Source organism: Streptomyces cellostaticus (genome assembly GCF_001513965.1).
Classification (GTDB): domain Bacteria; phylum Actinomycetota; class Actinomycetes; order Streptomycetales; family Streptomycetaceae; genus Streptomyces; species Streptomyces cellostaticus.
Genome location: NZ_KQ948022.1, coordinates 258,840 through 272,760 on the forward strand (window position 1 = coordinate 258,840; position 13,921 = coordinate 272,760).

The following is a 13,921-nucleotide window of genomic DNA, read 5'->3' on the forward strand; positions in this document are numbered from 1 at the left end:
TCGCGTCCGACAATGATTTAGCGTGGCGCTCAATGATCGAGTTCCGCTTCGCGGTCGGTGACCTCGCCACCACCTCCTTCGCCTACTCCCCGTTGCAGGAGGCGGTGTTCTCGCTGCGCTGCCTGCACGACCCGGCCCGGTATCCGCATCACCGGCCGTGGCTGCGCCGCATCCGCCCGCGTCTGGAGAGCCTCGATCGCGAGCTGCTCACCGCCCTGGTCGCTCCCTGGCTGTGGGTGCCCGACTTCCTCAGCCCGCGCCCGGCCCGCGCCCGGCCGGTCTTCGCCGACGAACTCGACGAGGTCCGCCGCACCCCGCCGGACGTGGTCAGCGCCGACTTCCGCGCCTCCTACCGCACCGAGGACGCGTTCCCGCCGGTCGTCGTGCGGGGTCTGGCCGACCCGGCGGCCTTCCTCGCCCGGCTCGCCGACGCCCTCGACGCCTACTGGCACACCTGCCTGAGCGACGGCTGGTGGCCGCGCGTGCACAGCATCCTGGAGGCCGATCTCGCCCATCAGGCGCGGGTGCTGGCGGAGGAAGGCGCGGCGGCACTGTTCGCCGGGCTCGACCCACGGCTCGTGTGGACCGGCGAACAGCTGCTGCTGACCCCCACCGGCGGCACGGCCCCCTGGACGGCGGCCGACATCCGCATCGCGGGACGCGGCCTGGTGCTGATGCCGACACTCTTCGCCCGCGGCGCCCAGACGGTACTCGACCCGTCGCGCCCGCCGATGCTCATCTATCCGGCCCGCGGTCGCGCCACCCTCTCCGAGGCACCGCCGCCGGTCACCGACCGCGCCCTGATACGGCTGCTCGGCCGCCCTCGCGCCCGCCTGCTGAGCCTCCTCGCCGAACCGGCCTCCACCACCGAGCTCGCCCACCGCCTGAACGTCACCCCCGGCGCGGTCAGTCAGCATCTGGCCGTCCTCTACGACGCGGGCCTGCTCAGCCGCACCCGCAGCGGCCGCACCGTCCGGTACAGGCGGACGCCTCTGGGCGACGAGCTGTGCCGATAGGCTCGGAGTGTCTGATGACCTCGGCTCAGCGGACCACGTCCATGCGCTGGGTGCCGATGGCCGACAGCAGCCGCAGCGCCTCCTCGGAGGGGGAGCCGGGGGTCGCGGTGTAGATGACCACCTGCTGGTCCCGGTCGGTGATGGCGAGGGCGTCGCAGTTGACGGTGACCGGCCCGACCAGCGGATGCTCGAAGGTCTTGCACAGGGTGGGCTCGGCGGACACGTCATGGGAGGCCCACAGCCGGGTGAACTCCTCGCTCCCGGCGAGGAGTTCACGCACCAGACCGGCCACCTCGGGGTCCTCCGGGTAGCGAGCGGCGGCGGCGCGCAGGCGCTGGGCCGAGGTGCGGGCGAACGCGTCCACGTCGGACACCCCGTACAACCGCCTCCCCTGCGGGTGCAGTCCGAGGAAGGCCCGGCGCACCAGGTTGCGGTCGCGCCGCGGCAGGGCGGAGAAGTCCTCCATCAGGGCGGCCGCCAGATCGTTCCAGGCGAGCACCTCGAACACCGCGGACGTCACGATCGCCGCGGCCTGCGGCAGCCGGTCCAGCAGGTCGAGGATGCTGCGCCGCACCTCGCGCGAGGGCCCGGGCGGCGGTCCCGGCGGTTCGCCGGCGAGGTGGTGGAGATGGTCTCGCTCGGCGTCCGACAGCCGCAGCGCCCGGGCCAGACCGGCCAGCACCTCGCGCGACGGGCGAGGACCACGGGCCTGTTCGAGCCGCGTGTAGTACTCGGTCGAGATGAACGCCAGCTGCGCCGCCTCCTCGCGGCGCAGCCCCGGGGTGCGGCGGCGCGGCCCGGCGGGCAGCCCCACGTCGGCGGGGGTGATCCGCTCACGCCTGGTGCGCAGGAAGGCCGCCAGTTCTCGTCTGTCCACACCCCCAGTGTGCGCGGGGGCCGCCGGGCCGATCCAGGTACCGCCGGTGCCTGGATCGGCTCCCCGGACCGGCGCACGCTCGCTGCCATGAACCACACATCCACCACTGGCACATCCACCTCCGCCGGCCCGGGCCTGCTGGCCGGCAAGGTCGCGTTCATCACCGGTGCCGGGCGCGGCATCGGCGCCGCCGCAGCCCGGCTGTTCGCCCGGGAGGGCGCCCAGGTGCTGCTCGCGGCCCGGACGGAAACACAGCTGAAGGCGGTGTCCGAGGAGGTCAGGGCGGCGGGCGGCAGCGCGGACTACGTGGTGTGCGATCTGGCCGACGCGGCCGGTGTGCGCGCCGCCGTGGACCGTGCCGTGGATCTGTACGGACGGCTCGACGTCGCCTTCAACAACGGCGCGACCCTCCAGCGGCCCGGTCCCATGGACGCGCTGCCGGAGGCCGACTTCGACCACCTCTACGCCGTGAACCTCAAGAGCGTCTGGGTATCGATGGTCGCCGAGGTCGCCGCCATCCGGGCGACCGCCGGGACCGGGGCCATCGTCAACAACTCGTCCATCGGCAGCCTGCGAGGCAACCCCGAACTGCCCGCCTACGGTGCGATGAAGCGGGCGGTCAACAGCCTCACCGAGTCGGCCGCCGTCACCTACGGCCCGGAGGGCATCCGCGTCAACGCGATCGCTCCCGGCGGCACGCTCACCGACATGATCCGTGCGTGGGAGGCGGAGTCGCCCGGCCTCCTGGAGCGGCTCACGGCCGGCACCCCGCTGCGCCGTGCCGCCGACCCCGATGAGATCGCCCAGGCCGCCGCCTGGCTCCTCAGCGACCGCTCCTCCTACGTGACCGGCACGGTCCTCAGGGTCGACGGCGGGGCGCGGGCCTGAGCCGTGGAACAACCGGCGCTGTTCGGGCCGGTTGTGACTTCCCTCCTTGCGATCGCCGGGCCGATGCGACGAACCTCTCGTGGAACGAGTGTCCGAATAACCGTTATCCGGGGCCCACCGAGCGGTCTCCCAGGTATCGGACAGCACCGTTCGGCATCGAGGACAGGGAAGCTTTTGATGAGCACACAGCACACGGTGGAGTCGGCGGCACTGGTCACCGCTGCCCGAGCGGGTGACCCGCACGCCCAGGACGCCCTGGTCAGCGCGTACCTCCCGCTGGTCTACAACATCGTGGGGCGTGCGTTGAACGGCTCGGTCGACGTCGACGACGTGGTGCAGGACACCATGCTCCGTGCGCTGGACGCGCTGGATGGTCTGCGCACTCCCGAGAGCTTCCGCTCCTGGCTCGTGGCCATCGCGATGAACCAGGTCCGGGCGCACTGGCAGGACCGGCAGTTCACTGCGGCCGCCGTGGAGGAGGCCGAGGATCTCGCCGATCCGGGCGCGGACTTCGTGGACCTGACCATGGTGCAGCTGCAACTGTCGGGCCAGCGCCGGGAGACCGCCCTCGCGACCCGCTGGCTGGAGCCGGACGACCGGGGACTGCTCTCGCTGTGGTGGCTGGAGTGCGCCGGTGAACTGACCCGCGGCGAGGTCGCCGCGGCCCTGGAGCTGTCGCCCCAGCACACCGCGGTCCGGGTGCAGCGGATGAAGGCGCAGCTGGAGGCGGCCCGCGTGGTGGTACGGGCGCTCGACGCGCAACCGCCGTGCGAGGAACTGCGGGGCCTGCTGGCCTCCTGGGACGGCCGGCCCTCGGCGCTGTGGCGCAAGCGGATAGCCCGTCACGCCCGCGGCTGCGCGCACTGCTCCGGCCTGTGGAGCGGGCTGATGCCCGCGGAGGGACTGCTGGCCGGACTGGCGCTGGTCGCGGTGTCGACCGCGCTGCTGGCGAAAACGGGTCCCGCCTCGGGCTCCATGGCCATGGCCGGTTCGGCGTACGGGCCGGACGCTTCCGCAGGCCATGCCGGAACGGATCCGGTGGCCGGGCACCGGGCTGCACGCGGCCGGTCGGCCTCCCGGGGCGAGGTCCGGCGACGTCGGCGCGTCCGGCGCCGGGCCGTCGGCGGGGCCGTCGTGGCGGCCTGCGTCGCGGGCGGCGGCCTCTGGTACTTCGGAACGGATGCCGGCACCGGGAACGAAGGGACGAAGGTCGAGCGGACCGCCGGCGATCCGGTCGTGGACCTCTCCGCCAGTCCCGTGGAGACATCACCGTCGGCCTCGGCCTCCGCAATGCCGTCGGCGTCGGCATCGAAAAAGCCGAGCGGGGCCAAGAAGACCCCGCACCCCGCGAAGAAGACCACGTCGGCTCCCGTACGGTCCGCTCGGCCGACGCCGACCGCGTCCGCCGCACCGCCGGCCCAGCCGGCCCCCTCGGGCACGGTCGCGCAGGTGGTCGCGCTGGTGAACAAGGAGCGGGCGGCCGCCGGCTGCGGACCGCTCACGGAGGACGCGCAGCTGGAGAAGGCCGCGCAGGGTCACTCCGACGACATGGCCGCCCGGAACTTCTTCGACCACACCAACCCGGACGGCGCCGATCCCGGCCGGCGCATCACCGCTGCGGGCTACCAGTGGTCCACGTACGGGGAGAACATCGCCCGGGGCCAGCAGACCCCGCAGGCGGTGATGGACTCCTGGATGAACAGCCCCGGCCACCGCGCCAACATCCTCAACTGCTCGTTCAAGAACATCGGCGTCGGCGTCCACAAGGGCTCGGGCGGCCCGTGGTGGACCCAGGACTTCGGCGCCAGGCTCTGAGTCCAGGTCGCGGCGGTGGCTCAGTGGAACCGGGTCGTGTACAGGCGCGCCTTGTAGATCTGGGCGGCGGCGCGGGTGCGGTCGCCGCCCTCGGAGAAGTGCACGGTCGGTCCGCCCCACACCGAATCCTCGTCGTTGGGGTCGGTGGTCCACATGGCCTGACCGCCGGCGTGCCGGACATAGGACTTCGGGTACGGCAGCGAGGCGAGGGTGGTGAGCCTGCGGGTCGCCTTGTCGACGGCGTAGACGTGGTGGCTGTCGGCGACCAGCAGAGTGCCGGGCCGGCTGTAGTCGGGCTGGATGTCGTGGCCGTTGCCCGCGATGGTGATGTCCGGCCCCTGCCTGACCAGTCGGGAGGCGCGCATCGTCCCGTCGACGCGGTAGGTGCGGATGACGGTGCCGCCGGTCACCCACAGCAGGCCGTTCTGGTCGTCCCACAGCACGGCGTGGGCCTTGGCGAACTCCAGCGTCTGCACCTCCTTGAGAGTCGCCGGGTCACTGCTGGAGGGACCGAAGACGTGCAGCCGGTCGCGCGAGCCGGCGACCACCACCGTCCCGGCGCCAGGCACCCGTTCGATGCAGTGCGGATAGCTGGTGATGCGCGCCGACCACACGAGGTCGGCTCGGGTGACGTGCGCCTTGCCGCTCATGTCGACGATCGCGGCCCGCCCCTCCCCGGGGCTGCCGAAGGTCATGAGCGCGAGCGCGCCGTAGCGCCGGGTGTCCCGGAAGCGGATCTCGAAGGGATGGTCCCAGCCGGGCGCGTTGCCCGTGCTGAAGCTCCAGTGGACGTCGGCGTCGGCCCACTGGGCGGTCCGGTCGAAGACGAGGATCTGCCCGGTGCGCTGTTCGGTGATCGCCACTTTGTAGTTCACCGGCGCGGCCGCGCCGGGTGTCGGGTGAGGGGAGTCCATCTGCCGTCCTCCGGTGGCATGGTGAGTGGAGTGATCGAGGGCGCCCGGTGTGCCCGCCGCGCCCGGCTGGTGTGCTTCGAGCCGGGCGCGGCACGGGACGACGGGCACCGGTGCGGCGCCCGCTCCCGGACCGGAAGGCCCCCCGTGACGGTCTTCCGGGCCGGGTGTACGCGGGGCGTGCGTCAGAAGGAGCCGGCGTTCAGGGCCTTCTGGAGCGCTCGGGTGGTCTCCGCGTCCCATTCCCCGTTGGCCGCGGTGGCCAGGTGGCCCTGCAGGGCGGTGACCGTCTTGGTGCCGACGACGCCGTCCTCGGTCACCTTCAGATACCGCTGGAGAGCCTTGACGGTCAGCGGCCCGAAGGCGCCGTCCACCTCCAGCGCGGCCTGCTCCCGGCTGTTGAGGCTGCGCTGCAGCGCCGCGCAGGTCGCCGGCCCGAACGCGCCGTCCACCTCGAGGGCTCCCGCAGGGGCGACGAGGGCCTTGGGCCGGATCGGCTGGTTGCGGCCGGCCAGCGCGGCCTTCATCATCGCCGCCGACTGCGGGCCGTACTCGCCGTCTGCCTTCAGGTGGTGGCCGGCCTGGAAGGTCCTGACCGCCTTCTCCGTCGCCGGGCCGAAGTCACCGTCCACGGTGAGCTTGGCCTGCTGCACGGTGTTCAGGTTCTTCTGCAGCGTCTTGACGGCCTCCCCCTTCGAGCCGCGGCGCAGGATGCCGTCACCGGACGGCATCGGGGCGCTGCCGCCCCCATACGCGGGACGGCCGTAGCCCACTATGCAGGCGGAGGTGCGCACCCTGCGGCGGAAGGCGTCGGACGTGTTGCCCTCCAGCGTGGTGATGGTGCGGTTGGAGTGCACCGCCTCGACGATCCCGACGTGGTCGATGGCACCGATGGAACGGGAACCGGACCAGTCGAAGAAGACGATGTCGCCGGGACGGATCCCGCCGACGCCGTAGTGCCAGCGGCCCTTGCCCTGGAAGGCGCGGGCATGGGCGGTGGTGAGGGCGAACTTGCCCCCGATCGCCGACAGGTTGTCGGAGTGGGCGGCCGCGTAGCTGACGGCCATGTCGCACCACGGGCCGGTGAAGCCGTACCACTGGGTGATCAGGTTGCGGTTGGAGCCGGGCGGGTGCTCGGTGGTGCCCAGCAGCTTGCGGGCAGCGGCGAGCATGCCCTGAACGTTGCCCATGTCAGAACTCCACGTCTTCGGGAAGGGCCTGGATGTCTCCGGTCACTGCGTCGTCGGGGCTCTGGCTGACGCCGGCCTGGTCGGGGTCGACGTCGAAGATCCCCGCACCGCCCACCGGATAGGGCGGTGCCTCTACGGGCTCGGTCATGAGCACTTCCTTCGCTTCGCGTTCCAAGGTGTGCGGACGTGATCACCGAACGGCCCGGGAGTGCGACCGGACGGTGTTGCGCGGCGCCGTCGCGGTGCCGCTCGACATCGAGTTCAGCGGCCCGGGACTTGGTAAGCAGCCCTCGTTCGCGCAGGTAATCAACTGGGCCGAGCGCGATGCGCCGCCTGGCCGCGGGCCGGGCCCGGGCCCTAACGTGAGGGGGCGGCGCGGGCAGCGGGTGCCGGTGCGGCGCAGGGGGTGACGGGCATGGGGAGTCCGGAGAATCCGCACGAGGCGGGGGAAAACCGTGGAAGGGGAATGGGCCGTCCGGAGAATCCGCTCGACCCGGATGCGGGTCCCCTCCAGCAATTCGCCGTGGAGTTACGCGCGTTACGGGACCGGGCGGGCCGGCCGACGTATCGCGCCATGGCACACCGGTCGGGGTATTCGGCGCCGGCACTGTCGCAGGCGGCCGCGGGCGAGCGGTTGCCGACGCTGGCGGTGACCCTCGCGTACGTCACGGCCTGCGGCGGTGACCCGGCCGAGTGGGAGCAGCGCTGGAAGGCGGTGGCCGACGAGATCGCCGCCGTCCCGCACGAGGAACAGGGCCCGCAGGAGTCGCCGTATCGCGGGCTGGCCCGCTTCGAGCCCGCCGACGCCGAGGTGTTCTTCGGCCGGGAACAACTGGTGGACGATCTGACGGAGCTGGTCCGCGGACACCGCTGCGCGGTGGTGCTGGGGCCCTCGGGCAGCGGCAAGTCCTCGCTGCTGCGGGCAGGACTGGTACCGAGGCTGCGCCGGACCACCGAAACCGGCCTGCACCTGGCCGCGATCCGGATCGTCACCCCCGGCGCCCACCCCGTGCGCAGCCACGCGGACAAGGTACGCCCCGCCGACGGGCCGGGCGACACCCTGGTGCTGGTGGACCAGTTCGAAGAGGTCTTCACCCTGTGCCCTGACCCGGAAGAACGCGCACGCTTCATCGACCTGCTGCTGGCGGCCCGGGAGCGGGGCAGCCGGCTGCGGGTGGTGCTGGGCGTACGGGCCGACTTCTACGGCCGCTGCCTGGAACACCCCGACCTGGTCCAGGTGGTACGGGACGCCGGTGTGCCGGTGCCGGCCATGGGCCGTGAGGAACTGCGCGAGACCATCATCAAGCCGGCCATGGCCCGGGGGCTGACCGTCGAGCGGGCGCTGACCGCGCAGTTGGTGCAGGAAGTGGCCGGGGAACCGGGCGGCCTGCCGCTGCTGTCGCACGCGCTGCTGGAGACCTGGCGGCGCCGCTTTGGCCGCACCCTGACCCTGCGCGCCTACGAAGCCGCCGGCGGGGTGCGCGGCGCCATCGCCCAGACGGCGGAGGACCTGTACGCCGACCTGCCCGAGGGCCAGGCGCACCTGGTACGGCGGGTGCTGCTGCGCCTGATCGCCCCGGGGGAGGGCACCGCCGACACCTGCCGACCGGTGGAACGCACCGAGCTGCACACCCACGACCCCCGCTCGGCCGACTCCGTCGGCACGGTGCTCGAACGCCTGTCCCACGCCCGGCTGATCACCCTGGACGGGGACACCGTCCACCTCGCGCACGAAGCGCTGATCACCGCCTGGCCCCGGCTGCGGGGCTGGATCGAGGACGACCGGCACCGGCTGCGGGTCCTGCGCCGGCTCACCGAGGCTGCCGCCGCCTGGCAGGAACTGGGGTGCGATCCGGGCGCGTTGTACCGGGGAGCGCGGCTCGCCGAAGCCGCCGAGGCCTTCTCGACCGCCGAGCACACCCGTGAACTGACCGTAGGGGAAAGCGACTTCCTCACCACCAGCATCGGCGCGCGTACCCGTGAACGCCGAAGGCTCGGCGGGCTGCTGAGTTCCGTGTCCGTGCTCCTGGTGCTCGCTCTGGTGGCCGGCGCGGCGGCCTGGCAACAGCACCGTACGAGCCAGCGACAGCACCTCGCCGCCGCCGCACGCCGCGCGGCCACCGCAGCCGCCTATCTGCGTACGACCGACCCCGGAACGGCGCTGCGGCTGAGCGTGGCCGCCTGGCAGCTCAGCCACACCCCGGAGACCCGCTCAGCCCTCATCGGCGCCTTCGCCCAGCACGACCTGCCCACGTTCACGCCGCCCGGCGGTCCCGCGGACGTCAGCCTGCTCACTCCGGACGGCCGCACGCTCGTCCGCATCGGAGCGGGCACGATGACCCGCTGGGACCTGCGGACCAGGCGGCGGACCGACAGCCACCGGCTGCCCGGTGACGCGGACGGCCCCACGGCCGCGGCCGACGTCAGCCCGGACGGGCGCTACGTGGCCGTACCGACCACGGACGACTGGATGCGCATGCGTCTGTGGGACACCCGCACCCACCGGTACCACGGTCCCGTCCTGGGCCCTTCCGGTACGGCACCCCTCACCTCGTTCCCGTCCGGCTCGCCCGCCAAAGCCTCGGGCGGCGACGAGGGACCCGGCGTCCCGGACGGGGAGACGACCGTCGACTCCTTTGGGTGGTACGGCTTCAGCTCCACCGGCCACGCCCTGTTCTTCGGCGTGGCCGACCATCTGGAGGTGTGGAGCGGCGACAGTGGGCGCCGCCTGTTCACTCACACGTCCTCCGCGCTGAGCGGGTCCACCGGTGGTGACATCAGCCCGGACAACCGGCTGGTGGCCGTGTGCACCCAGGGCAGCGTCAGTGTCTGGGACGTGCGGTCGCATCGCCGGATCGACACGGCCTGGCACCGGCGGACCGCCTGCGGGACCGACGCCGACCTCCAATTCGCCCCCGACGGACACACCCTGGCACTGGTGGACGCGACCGGGCTGCAACGCCTCACAGTCCGTACGGGCAGGCGACTGCCACGACTCCATCAAGTGTCCCCGCTCGCCTACGTGTTCAGTACGGACGGCAAGCTGCTGGCCGCGTGGGGAAGCAACGACATCCTGCTGTGGCGGCTCGACCACCCCGAAGCCCCCGTCTTCCGCCACGCTTTGACCGACATCCAGCCCAGCGACCTGCGCATCGACACCGCCGCGCGTGTCCTGCGCTACACCACCACCTCGGAGAACTCCGAGGAGCGGACCGTCGTCCACAACCTCGACATCAGCAATGGCCTCAAGCCCCGGTGGAACGACCACGCCGTCGCCACGGCGGTCCTCAGCGCGAACGGAGCCGTGCTGGCGGCGCTGAACACCCGCGGAAAAGGGGTGTCAGGCCCGCGCGTCTTCGACGGCCGGACCGGTCGGCTCAGGTACCGGATCTCCGCCGCCGGGCCGCCGGCGACCTCCGCCACCTTCGAGGCCAACGACGTGACGGTGATGTCACTCAGCGCCGACGGCGCTCGCCTCGCCTTCGGATCGGGACCGCCCGACGACCTCGAGGACCCGACGCGCATCACCGTCTGGGACACCGTGCACAACCGGGCGCTCACCGACTTCAGACCCTACGGAGGTGACCGGTACCTCACGGGACTGACCCTCAGCCCCGACGGCCGGGAACTGACGACCACCAGCGTCGATGACGCTTCCCTGACGGTCTGGGACGCCGCGACCGGCAGGAAACTCAGGGTCATCCGCCGGCACGACGCGAACGACGGCGCCGCAACCGGCACTTCCGTCAGGGCCGTCTCCGGCGACGGCAGTGTGCTGCTGACCGGCGACGGCGCGCTGGTGTCCGCCGACGGCCGCGGCCGCCGCGCAACCGTGCCCAACTGCTCGTGCGTCGGCGCCCTGAGCCCGGACGGCAGCCGCGTCGCCTTCGCGGACACCGAAGGAGGCATCAGGCTGTGGGACGCCCGGAGCGCCACCTCGCTGGGCGTCCTGTCCGGCGGCTTCTTCAAGAGCGCCACCGGCGAAGAGGAGGAACCGAACGTGCTGGCCTTTTCCCCCGACGGCAGCACGCTGGCCGCGGCCGGATCCCAGGGCACCCTGCGGCTGTGGGACGTCGATTCCCGCCAGCAGCTGGGCACCGACCTGCCCACCGCCGGTGACGAGATCGTCGCCCTCGCCTTCGGCGGCGACGGCGGCAGCCTGTACGCGGCGGGCACGCACGTGCCCCTCCAGCATTTCGACCTGGACCCGGCCCATGTCTCCGGCGCGGCTTGCCGACGCGCCGGGGGCACGCTGTCACACGACGAATGGCGCATGTACTTGGCGGACGTCTCCTACCGAAGCGTCTGCTAGGGCGATTCCTGCCGATGGCCGGCAGGACGGATACCCGAGCGGACCGCTCCGAATTCGTTTGTCCGCCGTTCCGGTCCGGGACTACCGTGCCGCAGTGGATCTCTTCTCGCGCTCTTGGACGGCGTTGCGCACGGCGGTCGCCGACCTCCCGGACGAGGACTTCGAGCGGCCGTCCGGCTGCACCGGCTGGCTCGTGCGGGACCTGGTGTGCCACCTGGTCATCGACGCCCAGGACGTCCTGATCACCCTGGTCACGCCTGTCGAGACCGAACCGACCGTGGACGCTGTCACCTACTGGCAGCTTGTCGAACCCCCGACCGGAGAGGATCCGCTCGACGCACTGGTCCCCCGGCTGGCCGCCGCATACGGCGAGCCGCGGTGGCTCAAGTTCCACCTGGACGACGTCGGTTCCGCCGCGGGCCGCGCCGCCGAACTCGCCGATCCCGCCGTCCGCGTCAGCACCCGCGGCGAGGTGCTGACCGTCGGCGACTACCTCTCCGCATACCTGCTCGAATGGACCTTGCACCACCTCGACCTGGTCGCGCACCTGCCGTCGGCCGCCGGACCACCCGCCGAGACCCTCGCGGCGGCCCGCACGTCGCTGGAGAAGATCGCCGGGACCCCGTTTCCCGCCTCGTTCTCCGACAAGGACGCACTGCTGGTCGGCACCGGCCGCCGCACGCCGACCGACGCGGAGAAGACCGCGCTGGGCGACTTCGCCACGAGGCTCCCGCTCATCCTCGGCTGAGGAGTTCGAGGGTGTCGATCACGCGGTGGGAGAAACCCCACTCGTTGTCGTACCAGGCGACCACCTTGATGTGCCGGCCGTCGACCCGGGTGAGGGCGGAGTCGAAGACCGACGAGGCCGGGTTGCCCGTGATGTCGGACGAGACGAGCGGGTCCTCCGAGTACTCGAGGATGCCGGCGAGCGGCCCCTGAGCCGCGGCGCGGTACGCCTCCAGCACGTCCTCGCGTGTCACGTCGCGGGCGACGGTCGTGTTGAGTTCGACGATCGAGCCGACCGGAACCGGCACCCGGATCGAGTCGCCCGACAGCTTGCCGTCGAGGTTCGGCAGCACGAGACCGATCGCCTTGGCGGCGCCCGTCGTGGTCGGCACGATGTTGACGGCGGCGGCACGCGCCCGGCGGGCGTCCCGGTGCGGACCGTCCTGCAGGTTCTGCTCCTGCGTGTACGCATGCACCGTCGTCATGAAACCGTGCTCGATACCGGCGAGTTCGTCCAGCACCGCGGCCAGCGGTGCAAGCGCGTTGGTCGTGCACGAGGCGTTCGAGACGATCGTGTGCAGGGCCGGGTCGTACGCGTCGGTGTTCACCCCGAAGGCGAGGGTGACGTCGGCGCCGTCCGACGGTGCGCTGACGAGCACCTTCTTCGCGCCCGCGTCCAGGTGGGCGCGCGCCGCCTTGGCCGAGGTGAAGCGGCCGGTCGCCTCCAGCACGACGTCCACGCCGAGTTCGGCCCACGGCAGCTGCGCCGGTTCGCGCTCCGCGAGCACCGCGATGCGACGGCCGTCGACAACGAGGGCGTCCCCGTCGACGGTCACCGGACGACCGAGCCGGCCGGCCGTCGTGTCGTAGGCGAGCAGTCGCGCGAGAGTGGCGGGCTCCGTGAGGTCGTTGACGGCGACGACCTCCAGGGCGCTGTCGCGTTCGAGCAGTGCACGCAGCACGTTGCGTCCGATGCGGCCGAATCCGTTGATGGCGATGCGAGTCATGAATCCTGTCCCTTCGGTTCGCCACCAGGTTCGCGGGCCGCGCCCGCCCAGGACAGCGGCGTGATCGCCACGGTTCAAAAGGATCGCGCCAAGCGCGCCGGACGTCGGACTACTCGCCCCGGGTGAAGGTGCGCCGGTACTCGCTCGGCGTGGTGCCGAGGATGCGCTGGAAGTGCAGCCGCAGATTCGCGCCGGTGCCGAGACCGACGTCGGCGGCGATCTGCTCGACGCTCCGCTCCGATCGTTCGAGCAGCTCACGCGCCACGTCGATACGGGCACGCATGACCCACTGCATCGGCGTGTACCCCGTGTCCTCGGCGAAGCGCCGCGAGAAGGTGCGCGGCGACACCGCCGCGTGCCGGGCGAGCCCCTCGAGGGTGAGCGGCTCGCCGAGCCGGTGCAGCGCCCACTCCCGGGTGGCGGCGAACCGCTCACCCAGCGGCTCGGGCACGCTGCGCGGCACGTACTGCGCCTGACCGCCGCTGCGGTAGGGGGCCGCGACCAGGCGCCGGGCCGCGTGGTTTGACGCGGCCACCCCGAGGTCGCCGCGCAGGATGTGCAGGCACAGGTCGATGCCCGAGGCGGCGCCGGCCGACGTCAGCACGCTGCCCTCGTCGACGAACAGGACGTTCTCGTCGACCTGGACGAGCGGATGCCTCGCCGCCAGCGCCCGTGCGTAATGCCAGTGCGTCGTGGCGCGCCTGCCGTCGAGCAGGCCCGTGGCGGCGAGGGCGAAGGCACCCGTCGAGATGGCGGCGAGCCGCGCGCCCCGGGCGTGGGCGGCGAGCAGCGCGTCGAGGACGGCCCCCGGCGGGTCCTCGCGGTCGGGAAACCGGTAGCCGGGAACGAAGACGATGTCGGCCCACGCGAGCGCGTCGAGGCCGTGAGCCACGTGGTACGACAGGCCGTCGCCGCCGGTCACCAGACCGGGGGCCGCGCCGCACACCCGCACCTCGTACGGCATGCTCGCGCGGGTCGTGAACACCTGTGCGGGAATGCCGACATCGAGCGGTTTCGCACCTTCGAGCACCAGGACGGCGACGCGACGCAGACGGGAAGCGGGCACGGGGAGCAGGGTACGTGGTGGTGCAAGGTGCGGTTTCGGTTTCGGTACGCCGGTCGTCCCGCCCGGGCCTGCGGAACGCCGCGGGAGGGAGTGGCGGGCGGATACGACAAGAC

The 13,921-nt window shown here is 72.3% G+C and carries 11 protein-coding genes; 5 read left to right on the top strand and 6 right to left on the bottom strand.

Annotated elements, in window-relative coordinates; translation table 11 throughout:
• The first annotated feature begins 32 nt into the window (after positions 1–32).
• Positions 33–1,016 carry an ArsR/SmtB family transcription factor gene (locus AQI88_RS17845; RefSeq protein ID WP_066999759.1) on the top strand — a complete coding sequence of 328 codons (984 nt, stop codon included), beginning with the start codon at positions 33–35 and terminating at the stop codon, positions 1,014–1,016.
• Between the two features lie 25 nt (positions 1,017–1,041).
• Here the strand turns inward: AQI88_RS17845 and AQI88_RS17850 are convergent, their stop codons facing one another.
• Positions 1,042–1,893 (bottom strand): helix-turn-helix transcriptional regulator, encoded by an 852-nt coding sequence (locus tag AQI88_RS17850; RefSeq protein ID WP_066999762.1) that lies wholly within the window; start codon positions 1,891–1,893, stop codon positions 1,042–1,044.
• An 87-nt stretch (positions 1,894–1,980) separates the two neighbouring features.
• On the opposite strand from AQI88_RS17850, the gene AQI88_RS17855 reads away from it, so the two are divergent.
• Positions 1,981–2,781, top strand: coding sequence for an SDR family NAD(P)-dependent oxidoreductase (locus tag AQI88_RS17855; protein ID WP_067000064.1), 801 nt, complete (start codon positions 1,981–1,983; stop codon positions 2,779–2,781).
• A gap of 177 nt (positions 2,782–2,958) precedes the next feature.
• Complete coding sequence (locus tag AQI88_RS17860) at positions 2,959–4,596, top strand: sigma-70 family RNA polymerase sigma factor (protein ID WP_066999765.1); 1,638 nt, start codon at positions 2,959–2,961, stop codon at positions 4,594–4,596.
• Positions 4,597–4,616: 20 nt separating this feature from the next.
• Here AQI88_RS17860 and AQI88_RS17865 read toward each other — a convergent pair whose 3' ends face one another.
• The 3 genes from AQI88_RS17865 to AQI88_RS45970 form a co-directional block, all read right to left on the bottom strand.
• On the bottom strand, positions 4,617–5,510 hold the full coding sequence (locus tag AQI88_RS17865; protein ID WP_066999768.1) for a hypothetical protein: 894 nt from the start codon (positions 5,508–5,510) through the stop codon (positions 4,617–4,619).
• Positions 5,511–5,692: 182 nt separating this feature from the next.
• A complete protein-coding gene (locus tag AQI88_RS17870; RefSeq protein ID WP_066999771.1) occupies positions 5,693–6,697 on the bottom strand; it encodes a peptidoglycan-binding protein in 1,005 nt (334 codons plus the stop codon).
• Between the two features lies 1 nt (position 6,698).
• Positions 6,699–6,845: a hypothetical protein gene (locus tag AQI88_RS45970; protein ID WP_159050355.1), complete on the bottom strand. Its 147-nt coding sequence runs from the start codon at positions 6,843–6,845 to the stop codon at positions 6,699–6,701.
• Positions 6,846–7,271: 426 nt separating this feature from the next.
• On the opposite strand from AQI88_RS45970, the gene AQI88_RS17875 reads away from it, so the two are divergent.
• Both AQI88_RS17875 and AQI88_RS17880 read left to right on the top strand, forming a co-directional pair.
• A complete protein-coding gene (locus tag AQI88_RS17875) occupies positions 7,272–11,009 on the top strand; it encodes an nSTAND1 domain-containing NTPase (protein WP_244184193.1) in 3,738 nt (1,245 codons plus the stop codon).
• A 94-nt stretch (positions 11,010–11,103) separates the two neighbouring features.
• A complete protein-coding gene (locus AQI88_RS17880) occupies positions 11,104–11,757 on the top strand; it encodes a maleylpyruvate isomerase N-terminal domain-containing protein (RefSeq protein ID WP_067000067.1) in 654 nt (217 codons plus the stop codon).
• Here the strand turns inward: AQI88_RS17880 and gap are convergent.
• Together gap and AQI88_RS17890 are read right to left on the bottom strand one after the other, a co-directional pair.
• Positions 11,744–12,742 carry a type I glyceraldehyde-3-phosphate dehydrogenase gene (gene gap / locus AQI88_RS17885; RefSeq protein WP_066999776.1) on the bottom strand — a complete coding sequence of 333 codons (999 nt, stop codon included), beginning with the start codon at positions 12,740–12,742 and terminating at the stop codon, positions 11,744–11,746. The two genes, AQI88_RS17880 and gap, sit on opposite strands and share 14 nt — an antisense overlap.
• A gap of 109 nt (positions 12,743–12,851) precedes the next feature.
• Complete coding sequence (locus AQI88_RS17890; RefSeq protein WP_066999779.1) at positions 12,852–13,808, bottom strand: GlxA family transcriptional regulator; 957 nt, start codon at positions 13,806–13,808, stop codon at positions 12,852–12,854.
• Positions 13,809–13,921 lie beyond the last annotated feature (113 nt).

Excerpts from the sequence above, each read along its gene's own strand:
- AQI88_RS17860 (WP_066999765.1), top strand. The coding sequence starts at position 2,959 with ATGAGCACACAGCACACGGTGGAGTCGGCGGCACTGGTCACCGCTGCC.
- AQI88_RS17855 (WP_067000064.1), top strand. The coding sequence starts at position 1,981 with ATGAACCACACATCCACCACTGGCACATCCACCTCCGCCGGCCCGGGC.
- AQI88_RS45970 (WP_159050355.1), bottom strand. The coding sequence starts at position 6,845 with ATGACCGAGCCCGTAGAGGCACCGCCCTATCCGGTGGGCGGTGCGGGG.
- AQI88_RS17875 (WP_244184193.1), top strand. The coding sequence starts at position 7,272 with ATGGCACACCGGTCGGGGTATTCGGCGCCGGCACTGTCGCAGGCGGCC.
- AQI88_RS17845 (WP_066999759.1), top strand. The coding sequence starts at position 33 with ATGATCGAGTTCCGCTTCGCGGTCGGTGACCTCGCCACCACCTCCTTC.
- AQI88_RS17865 (WP_066999768.1), bottom strand. The coding sequence starts at position 5,510 with ATGGACTCCCCTCACCCGACACCCGGCGCGGCCGCGCCGGTGAACTAC.
- AQI88_RS17870 (WP_066999771.1), bottom strand. The coding sequence starts at position 6,697 with ATGGGCAACGTTCAGGGCATGCTCGCCGCTGCCCGCAAGCTGCTGGGC.
- gap (WP_066999776.1), bottom strand. The coding sequence starts at position 12,742 with ATGACTCGCATCGCCATCAACGGATTCGGCCGCATCGGACGCAACGTG.